Annotated in this window: 17 protein-coding genes and 1 other RNA gene; 11 read left to right on the top strand and 7 right to left on the bottom strand. The window is 67.4% G+C overall.

Annotated features, from left to right (window positions below; translation table 11 throughout):
- Window positions 1–195 precede the first annotated feature (195 nt).
- Window positions 196–1,386 (top strand): MFS transporter, encoded by a 1,191-nt coding sequence (locus tag EV649_RS08515; protein WP_130382158.1) that lies wholly within the window; start codon window positions 196–198, stop codon window positions 1,384–1,386.
- On the opposite strand, the gene EV649_RS08510 is transcribed toward EV649_RS08515, so the two are convergent.
- Complete coding sequence (locus EV649_RS08510) at window positions 1,354–2,403, bottom strand: PfkB family carbohydrate kinase (RefSeq protein WP_241997886.1); 1,050 nt, start codon at window positions 2,401–2,403, stop codon at window positions 1,354–1,356. The two genes, EV649_RS08515 and EV649_RS08510, sit on opposite strands and share 33 nt — an antisense overlap.
- A 120-nt stretch (window positions 2,404–2,523) precedes the next feature.
- On the opposite strand from EV649_RS08510, the gene EV649_RS08505 reads away from it, so the two are divergent.
- The 8 genes from EV649_RS08505 to ssrA all read left to right on the top strand — a co-directional run bounded on the left by EV649_RS08505 (window position 2,524) and on the right by ssrA (window position 7,992).
- Window positions 2,524–2,904 (top strand): hypothetical protein, encoded by a 381-nt coding sequence (locus EV649_RS08505; RefSeq protein WP_241997884.1) that lies wholly within the window; start codon window positions 2,524–2,526, stop codon window positions 2,902–2,904.
- Window positions 2,897–3,064 carry a hypothetical protein gene (locus tag EV649_RS40760; RefSeq protein WP_157996207.1) on the top strand — a complete coding sequence of 56 codons (168 nt, stop codon included), beginning with the start codon at window positions 2,897–2,899 and terminating at the stop codon, window positions 3,062–3,064. The genes EV649_RS08505 and EV649_RS40760 overlap by 8 nt, the downstream gene beginning before the upstream one ends.
- Window positions 3,065–3,239: 175 nt before the next feature.
- Window positions 3,240–3,929, top strand: a complete 690-nt coding sequence (gene ftsE, locus EV649_RS08500) for a cell division ATP-binding protein FtsE (protein WP_130382152.1) — start codon at window positions 3,240–3,242, stop codon at window positions 3,927–3,929.
- 19 nt (window positions 3,930–3,948) lie between these two features.
- Complete coding sequence (gene ftsX, locus EV649_RS08495; RefSeq protein WP_130382150.1) at window positions 3,949–4,860, top strand: permease-like cell division protein FtsX; 912 nt, start codon at window positions 3,949–3,951, stop codon at window positions 4,858–4,860.
- An 84-nt stretch (window positions 4,861–4,944) separates the two neighbouring features.
- A complete protein-coding gene (locus EV649_RS08490) occupies window positions 4,945–6,390 on the top strand; it encodes a M23 family metallopeptidase (protein WP_130382148.1) in 1,446 nt (481 codons plus the stop codon).
- A gap of 21 nt (window positions 6,391–6,411) precedes the next feature.
- Window positions 6,412–6,885: an SsrA-binding protein SmpB gene (gene smpB, locus EV649_RS08485; RefSeq protein ID WP_130382146.1), complete on the top strand. Its 474-nt coding sequence runs from the start codon at window positions 6,412–6,414 to the stop codon at window positions 6,883–6,885.
- Between the two features lie 84 nt (window positions 6,886–6,969).
- On the top strand, window positions 6,970–7,530 hold the full coding sequence (locus EV649_RS08480; protein ID WP_130382144.1) for a DUF1707 and DUF4870 domain-containing protein: 561 nt from the start codon (window positions 6,970–6,972) through the stop codon (window positions 7,528–7,530).
- Between the two features lie 84 nt (window positions 7,531–7,614).
- Window positions 7,615–7,992, top strand: a transfer-messenger RNA (tmRNA) gene (gene ssrA / locus EV649_RS08475).
- Window positions 7,993–8,240: 248 nt separating this feature from the next.
- Here the strand turns inward: ssrA and EV649_RS08470 are convergent.
- Complete coding sequence (locus tag EV649_RS08470) at window positions 8,241–8,561, bottom strand: nuclear transport factor 2 family protein (RefSeq protein ID WP_130382142.1); 321 nt, start codon at window positions 8,559–8,561, stop codon at window positions 8,241–8,243.
- Window positions 8,562–8,639: 78 nt separating this feature from the next.
- On the opposite strand from EV649_RS08470, the gene EV649_RS08465 reads away from it, so the two are divergent.
- Window positions 8,640–9,407, top strand: coding sequence for a helix-turn-helix transcriptional regulator (locus EV649_RS08465; protein WP_241997882.1), 768 nt, complete (start codon window positions 8,640–8,642; stop codon window positions 9,405–9,407).
- Between the two features lie 3 nt (window positions 9,408–9,410).
- On the opposite strand, the gene EV649_RS08460 is transcribed toward EV649_RS08465, so the two are convergent.
- The 4 genes from EV649_RS08460 to EV649_RS41980 form a co-directional block, all read right to left on the bottom strand.
- Window positions 9,411–10,196 carry an SDR family NAD(P)-dependent oxidoreductase gene (locus EV649_RS08460; RefSeq protein ID WP_241997880.1) on the bottom strand — a complete coding sequence of 262 codons (786 nt, stop codon included), beginning with the start codon at window positions 10,194–10,196 and terminating at the stop codon, window positions 9,411–9,413.
- A 37-nt stretch (window positions 10,197–10,233) separates the two neighbouring features.
- The gene (locus EV649_RS08455) at window positions 10,234–11,424 is read right to left on the bottom strand and encodes an epoxide hydrolase family protein (protein WP_130382138.1); all 1,191 of its coding nucleotides are present in this window, start codon (window positions 11,422–11,424) and stop codon (window positions 10,234–10,236) included.
- On the bottom strand, window positions 11,421–11,846 hold the full coding sequence (locus tag EV649_RS08450; RefSeq protein WP_130382136.1) for a MarR family transcriptional regulator: 426 nt from the start codon (window positions 11,844–11,846) through the stop codon (window positions 11,421–11,423). Before EV649_RS08450 ends, EV649_RS08455 begins: the two co-directional genes overlap by 4 nt.
- 81 nt (window positions 11,847–11,927) lie before the next feature.
- Window positions 11,928–13,688 (bottom strand): FHA domain-containing protein, encoded by a 1,761-nt coding sequence (locus tag EV649_RS41980; RefSeq protein WP_130382134.1) that lies wholly within the window; start codon window positions 13,686–13,688, stop codon window positions 11,928–11,930.
- A 436-nt stretch (window positions 13,689–14,124) separates the two neighbouring features.
- On the opposite strand from EV649_RS41980, the gene EV649_RS08440 reads away from it, so the two are divergent.
- A complete protein-coding gene (locus EV649_RS08440; protein ID WP_130382132.1) occupies window positions 14,125–16,434 on the top strand; it encodes a M4 family metallopeptidase in 2,310 nt (769 codons plus the stop codon).
- 62 nt (window positions 16,435–16,496) lie between these two features.
- Here EV649_RS08440 and EV649_RS08435 read toward each other — a convergent pair whose 3' ends face one another.
- Window positions 16,497–17,675 carry a hypothetical protein gene (locus tag EV649_RS08435; protein WP_130382130.1) on the bottom strand — a complete coding sequence of 393 codons (1,179 nt, stop codon included), beginning with the start codon at window positions 17,673–17,675 and terminating at the stop codon, window positions 16,497–16,499.
- Window positions 17,676–17,805 lie beyond the last annotated feature (130 nt).

The raw sequence follows: 17,805 nt of genomic DNA, 5'->3' as shown, positions 1-17,805 counted from the left end.
GCACCTCTCGTCCAGCGCGGTCCCACAGCCCGCGCACCACCTCAGACCCTACGACCGGCGAAGCCCAGTACGTGGACATTTCCAGCCGCCGAGAACGACCTGTAGGCTGGCCCGCATGTTCTCGCCCCGTGACTAGAGACGGCTCCCACGCCTCGCGTGGTTCGAGCCTCATTCCGTCTCTCTAGGAGCGTTCTCGTGTCCGGCACAACTCGTGCCGGGAGCTACCGTGACGTCCTGCTGTTGCCGTCGGCGCTGCGCACGTTCGTGCCTGCGTTGCTCGGCCGGCTGTCGTACGGCCTGCTCCCGTTGTCTCTGCTCTTCACCGTCCAGCAGTCCACCAATTCCTTCGCGACGGCCGGTGCCGCGGTCGCGGTGTTCGGGTTCGCGTCGTTGTCGATGCCGTACAAAGCGCGGCTCGTCGACCGTTACAGCCAGCGCCGCGTCCTGCCGCCCCTCGCACTAGGTGCATCCGCCGGCCTGGTTGCCATCGCAGCATTCGGTACGTCGGATGCCGCCGTACTGCTCCTCGTCGGCGCGACCGGGTTGCTCGCGCCGCCTTTGGGGCCGTCGATGCGGTCGAACTGGCGATTGCTCACCGGGGGCTCCGTGCTGAAGGAACGCGCGTACGCCCTCGACGCGGTCTCCGAGGAGTGCTTGTTCCTCGGCGGGCCGCTGATCGCCGGCACCCTGATCAGCCTCGTGTCCGCACCGGCCGCGCTCGGCTGCTCGGCCGCCTTGATGGTTGTCGGCACGATCGCAATGGTGACGAGCCCGGTGACGACGTCGACGTCAGCGTCGGCACCGACCCGGCATCCGTTGGGGCCGTTGGTGATCCCCGGTCTGCGACGGATCCTGCTCGTCATCATGATCACCGCGTCCGGGATCAGCGCGGCGTACGTCTGCGTGGCGGGCGTCGCGCAGCACGCAGGACGCCCCGGAGCGGCCGGGTACGTCGAGGCGGTGATCGCGGCGGGCAGTGTGGTCGGCGGGATGCTCTGGGCGCGCCGGCGTCATACCCGGTCCTGGTCGACCCATCTCGGCGGGCTGATCGCCGTACTGGCCGCCGGACTGCTCGCGGCGTCGTTCGTGACCGACCTGGTCGTGCTCGGGGGCGTGCTGGCCATCGCCGGTGCCGCGGTCGCCCCGCTGTTCGTGGTCTCGTACCTGGCCGCCGACGATGTCACGCCGCCGCACCAACGGACTGAGGCGAGTACGTGGATCAACACGGCCAACAACCTCGGCTCCGCCGCCGGGTCGGCGACCGCCGGGCTGGTGCTCGAGCACGCGGCGCCGTCCTGGGGCTTCCTGGGCGGCGGCGTACTGCTCGTCCTGGTCGCGCTGACGGTGGGCGCGTCAGGCGTCCGACAGGCGCGCAATCGTGGCTGAGGCGCGACGGACGATCGGGACGGGACCGGCCGGGAGAACGTCGCCGATGAAGGCGTAGTGCTCGAGTACGGCGGGGTCGACATCGCCGGGGCGGTGACGGCTGTGGTCGCGCACCCAGTCGATGATGTCGCCCCAGCCGGGCGCCGCGAGGGAGCCGCCGAAGTGCTGGACCGAGAGGCCGGCGCACAGGTTGCTGAAGGCCAGGCGGTGGGCGAGCGGCCAGCCGCGGAGGGTGCCCAGCACGAGTGAGGCGAGGAACACGTCGCCGGCGCCGGTCGGGTCGTACGAACGCACCGGCAGCGCCGGCACCTGCTCCTCCTCACCGGTCTCCGAGTCGATCGCCAGTACGCCGTCCGCGCCGTTCGTCACCACCGCGAGCGGTACGCGGTCGGCCAACTTGTGCAGCGCAGCCTTCGGGGTGTCGGTGCGGGTGTAGGCCATCGCCTCACCCGCGTTCGGCGTGAAGGCGTGGAACCCTTCGAGTACGTCGAGCACGGCCGGCGACCACTCGTCGGTCGGATCCCAGCCGACGTCACCGAACAACAGCGCACCGGACTGCCGCGCCTCGACCGTCCAGCCCGGCAGTTCCTCCGCCACCGGAACGATCGCCGACCGCGTCTTCAGCCCCGGCCCCACCAGCTTGCTCGGATCGCCCGGCGCCTCGTGCGCGTGCGTGACCATCGCCCGGTCACGGTCGATCGACATCGACACCGTGACCGGCGAGTGCCAGTGGCCGATCCGCCGCGAGTGCGACAGGTCCACGCCCTCCTGGTCAGCGAGGGTCCGCCAGCAGAAGTCGGCGTACGCGTCGTCACCGAACACCGAGGCGAGCCCGGTCCGCAGACCGAGCCGCGCGGCCGCGATCGCGAAGTTCGCGACACCACCCGGGCACGACCCCATGCCCTCGGCGAAGATCTCCGTACCGGTGGTCGGGGCGGACGCCAGACCGGTCATGACGATGTCGAGGAACACCGTCCCCTGCACGAACACGTCGTAGCGGTCCTGCTCGTCCGTCACGGTGACCTGACTCCTTGTCATCCTGGTTTGTCGGTGGCGAGTGGAATGCTCCTTCGTAGCATCATCGACCGGTCAAGACCACGGAATTGGGAGGACACGAATGAGTGCTGAGGTGTGTCCGTGATCCCTACCTGGATCTCGATCGTCGGGGTCGTGATGACGTTCCTGAGTCCGCTGCTCGCGCTCGGTGGCGTGTTCCTGGGGTCTTACCTGACGCGGAAGTCCGATCGCGAGCTCGACACCTGGCGGCACCGCGAGGAGACCATGCGGATGGTCCGATGGGCGGTGGAGCAGATTCTCGAGGGTGAGGACGCCGGGACGGACGCCGGTGTGGTGACGCTGCGTTCACTCATGAGGTCGGAGTTGTTACAACCCGAGGACTACGATCTGGTCGCCGCGCTGACCGCCGCCGTAGCGATCGACCGCATCGGCGCGTCCGCGTACGCTGATATCGCGGACACCGACATCGAGGTCGTCGAGGGAGACAGTGACCATGGCTGAGAAGAAGACCGTGAAGGTCTCCCGCCAGGCTGTCGAGCTGGCCCGGTTGCACGTCGAAGCCGCCCGTCGAGCCGGCCGCAAACCCGACGCCGGCGTCGCCCGGATCGCCGGCGCCCGCCCGGACAACGGCAACGGCACCCCTTCGCCGGCCCCCGCCTGACATACAGCTGTTTCAAACGCACCGGGTATCGGACGCGGGTGTACGGACCGGCACGCCTGGTCGGCGGCACGCCGTGGAGCGCCTAGACTGATCGCCGGCCGCTCCGGTGGCGTACGGTGCACTTCGTGGTTACCGTCGCGTCGCTCCCTGTTCCCGACCACGGCCGGATGAACCCGTGATCCGCTTCGAGAATGTGTCCAAGACGTACGAGGGCCAGTCCAAGGCCGCTCTGCTGAACGTCAACGTCGAGATCGAGAAGGGCGAGTTCGTCTTCCTGGTCGGAACCTCCGGGTCCGGCAAGTCGACGTTCCTTCGTCTGGTCCTGCGTGAGCACCGCACGACCAGAGGTCACATCATGGTCGCCGGCAAGGACCTGAACCGGCTGGCCAGCTGGCGGATCCCGCAGATGCGGCGCCAGATCGGCACCGTGTTCCAGGACTTCCGGCTGCTGCCGAACAAGACCGTCGCCGAGAACGTGGCGTTCGCGCTGCAGGTGATCGGCAAGCCCCGCGCGCACATCCGCAAGACGGTGCCCGAGGTCCTCGAGCTGGTCGGTCTGGACGGCAAGGAGGACCGGATGCCGGACGAGCTGTCCGGCGGTGAGCAGCAGCGCGTCGCGATCGCCCGCGCGTTCGTGAACCGGCCGATGATCCTGATCGCCGACGAGCCCACCGGAAACCTCGACCCCGGTACGTCGGTCGGCATCATGAAGCTGCTCGACCGGATCAACCGGACCGGGACGACCGTGGTGATGGCCACCCACGACGTCTCGATCGTCGACCAGATGCGCAAGCGCGTGATCGAGCTGGAGAACGGCCATGTCGTCCGCGACGAGTCGCGCGGCGTCTACGGCTACCAGCACTGACCAGGGGACTGACTGACTGATGCGCTTGAACTACATCCTCTCCGACCTCGGCATCGGCCTGAAGCGGAACCTCTCGATGACGATCGCGGTCGTCGTCACCATCTGGGTCTCGCTGTCGCTGTTCGGCAGCGCGCTGCTCGCCCGCGAGCAGGTCGACCTGATGAAGGGGAACTGGTACGACAAGATCCAGATCTCGGTGTTCCTGTGCACCAAGGACTCCGGCGGCCGCGGCTGCTCCGGCGCCGAGGTGACGCAGGAGCAGAAGAACCGGATCCAGCAGGTCATCCAGACGAACCCGGACACCGCGCCCGACGGCGTGTTCTCGGAGTCGAAGAAGGAAGCGTTCGAGTCGTTCAAGAAGCTGTACAAGGACTCGCCGATCGTCAGCACGGTCACCGAGGACCAGATGCAGGAGTCCTTCCGGGTCAAGCTGCGAGATCCGACGCGATATCAGAACCTGGTCAGCGCCGTCGCCGGTCTCCCCGGCGTCGACACCGTCCAGGACCTGCGCCAGTACCTCGATCCGCTGTTCAAGGCCCTCAACGGCTTGCAAGTCGGCGCGCTGATCTCGGCCGGCTTGCTGCTGGTCGCGGCCCTGATGCAGATCTCCAACACGATCCGGCTGGCGGCGTACGCCCGGAGACGGGAGATAGGCATCATGCGCCTGGTGGGCGCCTCGAACTTCTATATCCAGCTGCCGTTCCTCCTGGAAGCGGTGCTGGCGGCGCTGATCGGCGCGGTCTTCGCCTGCGGCACCTTGTGGGTCGGCGTGTACTTCGTGGTCATGCAGCGGGCCCAGGAGACGTTCCGCGTGTGGCAGTGGGTCGGCGCGACCGAAACCTTCCGCGCCACGCTGATCATGGTCGTCGTCGGCCTGGTCCTGGCCGTGATCCCGACATTCCTGACAACGCGGAAATACCTCAAAGTCTGACCCGGGTGACCTATCGTGCAGTATCAGGAGTCACAGCAGTAACTCCTGTACCGCACAACTTCATCCAGAGCAAGGGGTCGACCTGTGGTCCCGCACTTCCCCGGTGCGAACCCGCGCGAGCGGGGGAGCATCAAGCGAGACGACAGCACCGGCACCTCCACCGCGCCGTACCAGCGATCACGCAAGCGACCGCCGGGCCGGCAGACGGCGGTTGCCGCTTGCTGCCTTGTCCTGTCCCTGTCCGCCGGCGTCCTGGCGGCGGTTCCGTCCACTCCGTCCGCGGAGGCGAAACCGCCGGATCCAGCCGCCAAGAAGAAGCAACTCGACGCGCAGCTCGGTCAGCAGAAGGCTGATCTCGACGACGCGTCCGACCAGCTCGGCAAGTCCGTTGCCGCGTACAACCAAGCCGTCGTGAAGTACCAGGCCGTCCAGGTCCGGTACGCCGCCGCGCAGGGGCAGCTCGCCGCCGCGAAGGCCGCCGATGCGGTTGCCGCGGGGAAGCTCGCCGCGGCCGAGGCTGCGTTGCGTACGGCGGTTTCCGACGTCGAGGCCGGCGAGAAGCTGATCGCGGAGAAGCGGTCCGTCGCGGGTCGCGCCGTACGGTCGGCGTACCAGCAGCAGAACGGCCTGGTGGGCCTGTCGATCGCGCTGCGAGGTGCCGCGCCGGCCGATATCGCGACCGGGATGCAGGTCCAGCGGAACGTGTTCGGCATCCAGAGCAACGCGATCACCAACCTGAACAACGCGCAGGCGCAGCTCGCCAGCAAGCGGGTCAAGGTCGCGGCCGCGGAGAAGGAGTCCGAGGCTGCTCGCGCCGAGGCCGCCGCAACGGTCAAGCGGGTCACCGAGCTGACCAAGCAGGTCGCGGCCGACCGCGCCGAGGCCGCGGCGATCGCGAAGGGCAAGCTGACCGCGTTCAAGGCCGCCGAGAAGGAGAAGAACACCGAGCTGGCGCAGTACAACTCGCTGCTGCGTGAGCGGAACCGGGTCGAACAGCTCCTGATCGCGCGGGCGAAGGCGGAGAAGGCAGCCGCCGCTCGCCGGAAGGCGGCAGCCGAGAAGGCTGAGCGGGCGAAGGCACGCAAGGAGAACCGGAAACCGCGGGACATTCCGGACGATCCGCCGTCCTCCGGTGGCGGGCGGCTGGCATACCCGGTCAGCAGCTACATCACGTCGCCGTACGGAATGCGTTTTCACCCGGTCCTGCACTACTGGAAGCTGCACGACGGCACCGACTTCCGCGCTCCCTGCGGTACGCCGATCCGCGCCGCGGCCGACGGGAAGGTGACGGACAAGTACTACAACGGTGGCTACGGAAACCGTCTGTTCGTTTCACACGGTGTGATGGGCGGGTCCTCGATCACCACCGTTTACAACCACTTGTCGCGATACAAGGCCGGGGTCGGTGAACGCGTCCAGAAGGGCGAGATCATCGGGTACGCCGGGACCACGGGCTACTCCACCGGCTGCCACCTGCACTTCATGGTCTACCAGGACGGCCGCGTGGTTAATCCGATGAAGTGGCTCTGAGTGGTCTGAGATACTGGTCGGATGGTGAAACAGTCCGGCCGGGAGAAGCCGATCGCGCAGAACCGTAAGGCGCGACACGACTACCACATCGAAGACGTGGTGGAGGCCGGGCTGGTGCTGACGGGGACCGAGGTCAAGTCCCTCCGGCAGGGCCGGGCCTCCCTCGTCGACGCGTTCGCCGCCGTCCGCGGGAACGAGCTCTGGCTACAGGGCATGCACATCCCGGAGTACAAGCACGGCACGTGGACGAACCACGAGCCCCGCCGTACCCGGAAGCTGCTGCTGCACAAGGACGAAGTACAGAAACTGATCCGCGAGGTCGAGCAGCAAGGGGTGTCGCTGATCCCGCTGTCGCTGTACTTCAAGGACGGCTACGCGAAGGTCGAGCTCGCCACCGGCCGCGGTAAGAAGGACTACGACAAGCGCCACGCCCTCGCCGAACGCCAGGCCAACCGCGAGGCCCAACGCGCCCTCTCAGACCGCAGACGCCAGTAGCGTCCGGTCCTTCCGGGTTCGGTCAGGGGTGCCTCCGGGGCGAACCCGATGGGGTGAGCGGGCGTCGGCGCGCACAGTGGAAGCATGTCCACATCAGAGCTGCTGGTGACGCCGGCCCAACGGGACCGGGCTGTCGAGATCCTGAAAGAAATGTACGCCGACGGTCGGCTGGACCACATGGAGTTCGACCTCCGGCTCGACAAGGCCCTGAAGGCTCGCACCCGGGCCGAGCTGAACAGCTCCTTCGACGGGCTGGTCTCCCGGCCGGTCCCGACATTCGCCCCGGCCGCCTTCACCCGGCCGGCGCCGCTGCAGACGTACCGCGGCGACGGACGCGGGATGGGGACGATCGCGCACTGGCTCGGGTACCCGACGTCGTTCGTCGGCCCGGCACTGGTCGTCGCGACCGCCGGCCAGAAGAATCCCGCCGTACGCCGGCATGCTGTCGAGGCGCTGAACTTCCAGCTGACCGCTTTCGGGGCGTTCGCGTTGCTGGGGGTCGCGACCGGCGTCACCGACGGTTTCGTGTCGTTCCTGTTCCCGGTGCTCGGGATCCTCTGGTTCCTGCTGACCGGGCTCGGCGGCCTGGCCACCGCGGCCGGCAACAAGTTCCGCTACCCGTTCACCCTGCGGCTGATCAAGTAGAGGAATGTCAGGTGCGGGCGGGTTGTTGGACTTGGTAGTGTGGACCTTCCACCGCGGTACGGGTGGGAGTTTGACAACTCAACAGGGGGTGAACGGTTTCGACTTTGGACGTACGTTGCAAGAGAAGCGGGCCGAGGATCCAGGGTTATCTCGTAAACGATCTCTGGAAACCAACAAGTGCCGATACTAAGCGCACTGACCTCGCTCTCGCCGCCTGACGGCCTGAGCACCTAAAGAGGTGGTCAGCCCGGGGATGCTCTCGCCCCGGTTCCTGGCCTCATTTAGAGAGCTTGCTTTGCTAGCCCGGTCACGGGGTTAGCACGGGACATTTACAGTGACTGAGCCTGTCAGCGAGATGTCTGTACAAACGCTGGGGCCGAGAAAAGCGCTATTCAGACTGCGCCCGGAGAAGTCTTGAAGCGACGCCGAAGGACGCGGGTTCGATTCCCGCCACCTCCACCCCTAGAGAACGCGCAGGTCAGCCCCGGCTGATCTGCGCGTTTTTCGTTGATGCTCCGCGTTATGTACCTCGACGGTTATGTACGCCAGTGGTTATATAGACCCGACGAGAGCAGCAGGGCCCCGCGCCTACCAAGGACAAGCCACCGTCATCCGCTGACCGGGATCTCCAGGCCATCACAATTGCGTGCCGCCGGCCCGTCTGAGCGTGGGGTTCGCGCGGCTGGCCAGTTGTGATGGCCTGGGCGTCCTCAACCAGGCTGTACGACGTCCCAGTGTTCGACGATCTGGTTGTTGTCGTAGCGCCAGATGTCGACTACGGATTGGGTGGCATCGGGGGTGGTCATGAGGTAGTGGACGACTACGTGGGTGTCGTCGGCGATGACGCGGTGCAGGTCCAGCTTGGCGCCGGCGACGGGGGACTGGGCGATGAACTCGATGAAGGCGTCGCGGCCCGAGGGGTTGCCGGGGCTGTGTTCGATGAAGTTCTCGTGCAGGAGCGGGCGGAGCGGTTCGAGGTTGCCGTTGGCGAATTCCTGGAAGGCGTGCAGGGTCAGCTGCTTGATCGTCATGCGTACGACGGTGCGCTCGCCGCTGCGGTGCTGTCGATTACCTGACTTGTCATGGCGCCGCCCTGGATACTCGGAGATGTGAGTGATGACAGGCCGGTGGGCGAGCTGTTGCGGGAGTGGCGGCGGCGGAGGAAGTTGAGTCAGCTCGATCTCGCGATCCAGGCGGACGTGTCGTCGCGGCACGTGAGTTTCGTCGAGACCGGGCGGACGATTCCGAGCAGTGCGATGGTGTTGCACCTCGCCGAGCAACTCGAGGTACCGCTCCGCGAGCGCAACCGCCTGCTGGTCGCGGCCGGTCATGCCCCCGTCTACCGGCAGACGCCGCTGGACGACCCGGACATGACGCGGGTTCGCGCGGCCCTCGAACAGTTCGTCCGGGCACACGCGCCGTACCCGGCCGTCGCCGTCGACCGCCGATGGAACCTATTGCTCGCGAACGACTCCTTCAACGTGTTCTTGGCCGGCGTCGACAAGAAGTTGCTCACAGCCCCGATCAACCTGATGCGCCTCGGCCTGCACCCCGACGGTTTGGCATCCCGGATCCGCAACCTGGAGCAGGTTCGCGGGTACCTCCTGCCCCGCCTCGCCCGCCAGGCCGCGGCCTCCGGCGACCCCGAGCTCCATCAGCTGTACGACGAGCTCGTTGCGCACGGCCCCGTCGACACCACGCCGCCGGACCCCGCCGACATCGCCCTCCCGATCCACATTCAGTACCGCGGCACCGACCTCGCGTTCCTCAGCACCATCACCACGTTCGGCGCCGCGTTCGACATCACCCTCGAGGAGATCGCCGTCGAGACGTACCTCCCGGCCGATCCCGCGACCGCCGAATTCTTCCGGCGCTGACGCTTACCGGAGAGCGGTCGTGATCAGGTTGTCCGAGAGGGTGCGTAGTCGTTCGCGGGCGCCAGCGTCGTACGCCTGCTGGTTGGCGCGGGCCTCGCGGAGGCCGTTGAAGTAGCGTCCGGTCGGCACGTCCGGTGCGGTGATCAGGCGCATCGTCGCGTCGGCGCCCTCGGCGACGCTGCTGATCGGGCTGACGCCGCTCTCGGTCACCATCGTGGTATCCATGAATGTTGCTGGGTGCAACGAATTCACCGCGATCGACTGTTCCGCGGCGAGGTCGATGGTGAACATGATCTGCGCCAGCTTGCTCCGCTGGTACGCCGAGAACCCGTCCCAGCCGCGCGCCATCATCGGATCCTCGAAATCGATCGCCTGCTGACCGGCCGAGGCCACGTTGACGATCCGGCCTGTTGGCGCCAGCCGCGGTAGCAGGCGCCGTGTCAGGTGGTAGCCGGCGAGGTAGTTGACCGCGAACCGTAGTTCGATGCCGTCGGCACTCAGCTCGCGTGCCGTACCAGGCCTGCCGCCGCCGATGCCCGCGTTGTTGACCAGTACGTCGAGCTCGCTGTCGATGCTGTCGGCAAGCGTGTCGACCTGCTGGAGATCGGCGAGATCGGCCAGCAGTATCTCTGGTTCGGGACCGCCCGCGGCGCGGATGTCGGCCCGCACCCGATCGGCGCGGGCCGCGTCTCGTCCGTGGATCAGTACGCGAGCTCCCGCCGTCCCCAATCGGAGTGCCAGTTCGCGCCCCAGGCCGTCTGTCCCACCGGTGATCAGAATCGTCTGCACAATTTCCACCGTACGTCGCGGTCAAGCCCGAGTCGGATCAGCGCAAGGGACGGAACGTTCGTCGAAGGTCATCGGTCCACTCGGTGGGGACCTCCCACGGGATGAAGTGGCCGCCGTTGGGGTGGGCGGTGATGTTGGTGTGGTTGTACCAGGCGGCGCGGTCGCTGGCGAGGAAGTTCTGTACGCGTTCCTCGGGGGTGTGGACGCCGGGCGGGTCCTCGTGGCCGACGAACGTGATGCCGGTCGGGGCCTCGATCGCCGGCGTACGGTCGTGCGACGGTGTCCACGGGTAGCGGTTGTTGTTGGCGTACGTGCGGATCGAGGTGTCGATCGCGTTGCCCGCCCAGTAGATCGTCGCGTGCGTGAGCAGATCGTCGTCGGTGAACGCCTTGTCGCCCTCCGACCAGCTCTGCCAGCGTTCCAGGATCCACGCGAGCATTCCGGCGGGGGAGTCGGCGAGGCCGAAGCCGAGGGTGCTCGGGTCCAGGACGTGCGTGGCGAGGTGCGCGGCGAAGCGGCGTTCGAGCTCGATGATGCGGGCGTGGACCGCTGGCGGCAGCCCTTCCGGGATCGGGTTGCCGCCGCTCAGGTCCCAGCCGCGGTCGCCGTTGAAGAACGTGAGTTTCAGCGCCGACCCGATGTGGATCCCGTAGAGCTCATCGGCGTACTTGTGCCCGAGCTGCCCCGTCACCAGCGCGCCGACGTCACAGCCGGCCGCGGCGTACTTCGGGAACCCGAGGACGCCCGTCATCAGCTCGTGCCAGACGTCGGCGATCTTCCAGAAGTTCATGTCCACACGGGTCGGCGTCGAGAAGCCGAACCCGGGCAGGGACGGGACGATCACGTCGAACGCATCCGCCGGATCACCGCCGTACGACGCGGGGTCCGCGAGCCGGTCGATCACCTTCGACCAGTGCCAGAACGTCCACGGCCAGCCGTGACTCAGGATCAACGGGATCGGCCGCGGGCCGACGCCCGGCCGGCGCAGGAAGTGCACCGGTACGTCGCCGACATCGACACGGTAGTGGTCGTATGCGTTGATCGCCCGCTCGGCCGCCCGCCAGTCGAAACCGTCCGCCCAGTATTCGACGAGCGGTTGCAAGCGGGTACGACGTACGCCGTAGAAACCGTCGTCGTTGCCGGCGTCGCGCGGCCATTTCGTCGTGCGCAGGCGGCGGCGGAGGTCGTCGAGAACCTCGTCGGGTACGTCGATGGGGGTGGGGATCATGGGGTGTCCTCAGCGAGTGCGGTCAGACGGTGGAGTACGTCGATCGAGCCTGCGAGTACTGCTTGCTCGTCGGGGGTGAGCTGCTCGACGAGCGCGGTCAGCTTCGCGACACGGTTCGTGTGCCGGGATCGGACGAGCTCTTGGCCAGTGCGGGTGAGTGAGAGCAGGCTGGCGCGGCCGTCGGCGGGGTCGGGGCGGCGCTGGACGAGACCGTCCTGCTCGAGTTTCGCGACCAGGCTGGTCAGGGCGGGTTGCTTCAGCTGCTCGGTCGCCAGCAGGTCGGTGAGGCGCAACGGTCCGCGCCGGTTGAGCGTGTGCAGGACCGAGAGCGCCGAGAAGTTGAGCCGCCGTACCGACGGGAGGCGGATGAAGATCGTGTTGAAGTCCTCGATGACCGTGGTCAACCGGTCGACGTCCAGCATGCCGACGCTCCCTCCTTGCCCACCGCGGCGGTGGGGTGAGGTGACTATATCAATTTTCGATGTAAGTCGGCCGGAGGGTGCTCAGTTGCTGAGGGGGATCTTGGAGATGGCGAAGCTCGTACTGCCGGACTTGAACGTGAGCACCGCTGTGGTGGCGCTGTCAGGCAGGTGACCCTTGAACGTGAGCGTGCCGTGTTCGGTGCCGCCGGCCGCGATCCGGCTCGGCCAGGCGCTGCGGCCGGGGTCGGCGCGCAGGGTGGTGCCGTCGGCGGCGGTGAACGTCGTACCGTCGATCGGGACCGTGATCGCCTGCTTGGCGGTGTTGACCAGCTTGACCTCGACGCGCGTGAAATGGCTCGTGTACGTGACGTTCTCGACGGTCATCGTGACACCGGTGCCGGGCTTCGAGACCGGTTTGATCAGGCGATCCTCGCCGGTCTCGTTGCCGGTCAGGTAGCCGCCGACGTACTGCGCGCCCGCAGTCAGCGCGAACCCACCGACCCCGACGCCGACAAGCACCACGGCGACCGCGACGAGAACCGACACAGTTAGACGGCTCGGCCGATGTTGCTTCGGAACCGCCGCATCAACGAGCGCGAGGACCATCGCGACCACGAGCGCGATAACCGGCGGCACCAGCCACCTGAGCGCGCTACCGGGCCCGTCGGCGAGGAAGGTGACGAGCAGGTTCACGACGATCCCGAGCACGATCACCGCCCCGGCCACAATCAGTACCCGCGACAACCGCACCGTCCCCACGGCGTCATCCCCGTCGGCTGTACGGCGCTCCGCTCCAGGCAACCGCTCCGAACTCGGGAGCCGATCATCCGCGCCGGGCAACTGATCCGCAGTCGACGGCCGCCGATCGGTTCCCGCCGTACGTCGATCCCGCCCAACCGACCGCCGCTCGCCCGCCCGTGGGTCACCACCCGTCCGCTGGTCGACGCCGGCTGCGGTCGGGTCGGGCCAACCGGCGGAGGCGTTCCAGTTCGGTTCCGACTGGTCGATCTGCGCGGAGATCTCCCACGGCGACCGCACCGGCTCCGGATTGTCCGCCGACGGATACGACGCCCACGTCCCCCCGTCCCCGGCCTCGAACCCAGGAACCACCCCCGCAGCCCCAGACCGACCATTCTCCGCGCCAGCCTCGTACCCACCGGCGTCCGCGTCCTGCCTGCTCTCCGGGTCGTAGGCGGCTGGCTCATCCGGCCGGTCAGCAGGCGGTGCCGACACAAACGGATTCGCCGCACCCTCGCCCGGCGCAAACGGGCCGCCGCCACCGGGCACTTGCTCGCCGTCCGCGAACGGGCTGGCAGCGACAGGCTGGTCAGAATGCGCGAACGACGCGGCGGCGCGCTCCTGCTCGTCCTGCGCGATCGGGCTTGGATCGGGTGCCGGATCTGCTTGGGGGAGCTGGCTGGCGGCGGGTGGTTGGTCTGGTTGTGCGGAGGGGGTGCTGGCCGCGGGTAATTCGTTGGGTGGGGCGATCGGGTTTGGTTCGTTCTGGCTGTCAGGTTCGGCGTGCGGCACCTCAGGTGCCGGCGGGGTGGTGGTGGATTTGTGGAAGGTGAGGACCGAGCGGCCGATGTGGATTCGGTCGCCGGTGGTGAGGGGGGTGGGGGCGGTGATGCGGCGGCCGTTGAGGCCGGTGCCGTTGCGGGACTCGTCGTGCAGGGTCCAGGTGTCGCCGTCGCGGTTCAGGCGGGCGTGAATACGGGAGATCTGGTCGTCCGCCTGCAGCCGGATGTCGGCGTTGGAGGCGCGGCCGATGGTGATCGTGTCGGTCCCGGCCTGCAGCGTCCACTGCTGTTCGCCGAGCGACAGCACGAATTCGGTTTCCACTCACACCCCAGCCGGCGTCGTCCTGATCGCGATCCGGTCCCGCCGCCGGGGTTCCACACCCCGCAGCAGCCAACCCGTCTGCGCGATTCTGCCATCCACACCAGCCGCAGACCACCAGCAGATCCACCCCACCACCGTCCGCAACGAGCCCGTCACGCAGCTCCACGGCGGCTGTTCGGTGGGGGTTTGTCAGCGCTTGGTAGCGATGACAACGCGATCAGTTGTCATCGGGGTGCCAACGGCACGACAGCGCCTTGCCCGGGTGTGAGGTGAGACATAGTGTCCGTCCGCGCGATCTATCGGGGCTGGATGGAAAGGGGTCTTCCGGACAGCCAGGCCGATGGGTAGGCCGGAGGTTCCAGGCGGAGTGGTGCACCGCCTCCAGTCCGGCGAGGCGCAACCCGCCCAAGCACCACATCGCGAAGGGACCACATCCATGGTCTTGTTTCAGCGTTCCCGCAAAGTTGCTGTCGTTCTCGGGGTGACCAGCCTCGCTGCGGCAGCACTCGCCGGGCTCGGTACGTCGGCCGGTGCGGCGACGAGTGCGGCACCTCCGCCGCGGCCCTCACAGGCGCAGTCGAAGGCGTTCGCCGCCGACTCCGCCTCCTCTCTCGTGGCGGGGCGGCCGAGCGCCCTGCACGCCTCGAAGGACGACAAGTTCACCGCGAAACCGGTGATCTCGGAGCAGTCCGGTCTGCAGTACGTCCCGTACGAGCGTTCGTACAAGGGTCTCCCGGTCGTCGGTGGTGACTTCGTCGTGGTCACCGACGCGAAGGGTGCCGTGAAGTACACCTCGATCGCCCAGACCACCGCCGTACCGGAGCTGTCGACGACCGCGAAGGTGACCCCCGCGGCCGCGCAGAAGACCGCCAGGACGCAGCTCAAGAAGGTCGACTCGTCGACTACTCCGACGCTCGCGGTCTACGCCCTGAACGGCACCCCGAAGCTCGTGTGGCAGTCGCGGGTCAGCGGCAACAACGGCCACGACCCGTCGAGCCTGTCGGTGTACGTCGACGCGCAGAGCGGCAAGGTGCTCGGTACCAAGGAACACGTGATGGCCGGCAACGGTACGGCGGCGTACAGCGGCCCGAACCCGGTCCACCTGGACACCACCCTGTCCGGCAGCACGTACTCGATGAAGGACCCCAACACCACCAACCTGTCCTGCCAGGACGCGGCGAACAACACCACGTTCTCCGGTCCGGACGACAACTGGGGCAACGGTACGGCGACCAACAAGGAGACCGGCTGCGTCGACGCACTGTTCTCTGCGGAGACCGAGAAGCACATGCTGACCGACTGGCTCGGTCGCAACGGGATGGACGGCAACGGCGGCGCCTGGCCGATCCGCGTCGGCCTGAACGACGTGAACGCCTACTACGACGGCACCCAGGTGCAGATCGGTCACAACAACGCCAACCAGTGGATCAGCTCGATCGACGTAGTGGCTCACGAAATGGGTCACGGCATCGATGACCACACGCCGGGTGGCATCTCCGGCAGCGGCACCCAGGAGTTCGTCGCGGACGTGTTCGGCGCGAGCACCGAGTGGTACAGCAACCAGGCCTCGGCGTACGACCCGCCGGACTTCCTGGTCGGCGAGGAGATCAACCTGGTCGGTCAGGGCCCGATCCGGAACATGTACAACCCGTCGGCGGTCGGCGACCCGAACTGCTACTCGAGCTCGATCCCGGGCACCGAGGTGCACGCGGCAGCAGGCCCCGGCAACCACTGGTTCTACCTGCTTGCCGAGGGCACCAACCCGACCAACGGGCAGCCCACCAGCCCGACCTGCAACAGCTCGTCCGTGACCGGCATCGGGGTCCAGAAGGCCCTCCGGATCATGTACAACGCGATGCTGATGAAGACCAGCAGCAGCTCGTACCTGAAGTACCGGACCTGGACGCTGACCGCGGCCAAGAACCTGTACCCGGGCAGCTGCACCGAGTTCAACACCGTGAAGGCGGCCTGGGACGCGGTCAGCGTGCCGGCTCAGACGGCCGACCCGACCTGCTCCACGTCGGGTGGCGTCACGGTCACGAACCCGGGCAACAAGACCGGCACGGTCGGTACGGCGATCTCGTCGTTCACGCTCACCGCGTCCGGCGGCACCGCGCCGTACACCTGGTCCGCGTCCGGTCTGCCGGCGGGCGTCACCATCGGCTCGTCGACCGGCACCGTGTCCGGTACGCCGACCGCGAGCGGCACGTTCAACGTCACCGCGACGGCGACCGCGAGTGCCGGCGGTTCGGGCAGCACGTCGTTCACCTTCACCATCGGCGGCACCGGCGGCTGCTCCGGCCAGAAGCTCGGCAACCCGGGCTTCGAGACCGGTACGGCGGCGCCGTGGTCGGCCTCGGCCGGAGTGATCGACAACAGCACCTCCCAGCCCGCGCGCAACGGCACCTGGAAGGCGTGGCTGGACGGCTACGGCTCGACCCACACCGACACGCTGAGCCAGTCGGTCGCGATCCCGGCCGGATGCTCGGCAACGCTCTCCTTCTACCTGCACATCGATTCTGCGGAGACCACCACGTCGACGCAGTACGACAAGCTCACGGTGAAGGCGGGCTCGACCACGCTGGCGACGTACTCGAACCTGAACAAGGCGAGCGGCTACTCGCTCAAGTCGTTCAACGTCTCGTCGTTCGCCGGCCAGACGGTGTCGATCAGCTTCACCGGCACCGAGGACAGCTCCCTCCAGACCTCGTTCGTCATCGACGACACAGGCCTGAACCTGAGCTGACGCAGTAAACAGAACCCGGCCGCCGCACCTTCGGGGGTGCGGCGGCCGGCCTTTGTCTTGCGTCAGTTCAGGGTCATACGCGGTTCGCCGTTCACCAGGCCGGTGCCGGCGATGGTGCAGGTGCCGCCGCGGTTCTGGGTGTAGGTCTGGCGGACGCAGGAGCGGAGCGCCAGCTGGGCCCAGTAGTTCGGGTGCAGGGATTCCTGGATGAAGTAGTTCGAGCCGACTGTTGTCACCGTCCGGATCTGGTTGATCCACTCGGTCTTGTCGACGGCAGTGGGCTGGGTCCACGAACTGAGGCCGACCTCTTCGTACAGGCCGACGGTCTTCTCGCAGAGCCGGCGGCCGTTGAACGCGGACTGGAGTTCGAGCAGGCGGGCGTTGGACAGGCCGGACTGGCCGATCGCGGCGCGGACCGTGTTGTTGATCGTGAGGAGCGCGGTGCCGTTCGCCCAGTCGGCGTCCGCGTTCCAGAACCCGCATCCGCCGACGCTCTGCCGGGTGTAACCGCTCTGCCCGTACCGGAACCCGCTGGCGGCCGGGATCGGTGACGGATACGTCTGTACGACGAGATTCCACGCGCTGTCGCCGTACCCGGCGTTCCGCATCGCCGTACGGACGTTCTGGAACGCCGTCGCGATCTTGCCTTGAACCGCGGTGATGTTGGCGGTGGTGAAGTTGGCGACGACGGACGAGTCGTCGCGGCAGTAGTCGGGGTCCCAGGACGGCGAGAGCAGGAAGTCCTGCACGCACTGGGTGACGATCGACGCGAAGTTGAAGTCGTTGCCGCCGATCGAGACGACCACTTGCTTGACGTTGTGGGTCGCGGCGAAGACCTGCAGCATCTTCGCCTGCCCCTGCTTGCCGGCGCCGTCGTCGTAGAAGTCGATGCCCGGCTTGAAGTCGGTGCCGGTGCCGGTTGTGGTGCGAGCGCCCGAGCAGGCCAGGTTCAGTCCGCCGACCCCGCCGCCGACGTACGCCTCGGCGGACAGGCTGCGGTGGCACTTCGGGATCAGTTCGGCGGTATGCGTCGCGTTGTCGTGGTAGGCGTGTGCACCGAGCGCGTCGGCCGGTGCCTCGGAGTCGTTCGAGCTCCCGGCCCACCGGCCGGCCTCACCCGAGATGTAGGAGTCCCCAACGGTGACGACGTACGGCGTTCCCGATCCGGGACCGTCGGCATGCGCCGGGGGAGCGACCAGGCCTAGGCCGGTCAAGGAGAGTAGAAGGATTGCTGCGGACACTCGACGACTTCTGGTTGTTCTCACCGGAAGGCCTCTCTCGCCGGAGTTCAATGATCGTTTGATCACCGACGAGATACTTCCCGGTAACAACCCTTCGCAGACTCAGCGTGGTGGCACGTTTGCGCCCTGT

Source organism: Kribbella sp. VKM Ac-2569, assembly GCF_004216905.1.
In the GTDB taxonomy this organism is placed as follows: Bacteria; Actinomycetota; Actinomycetes; order Propionibacteriales; family Kribbellaceae; genus Kribbella.
Note: the sequence above shows the minus strand (reverse complement) of the source record. Positions and strands in the feature narration are given on the sequence as shown.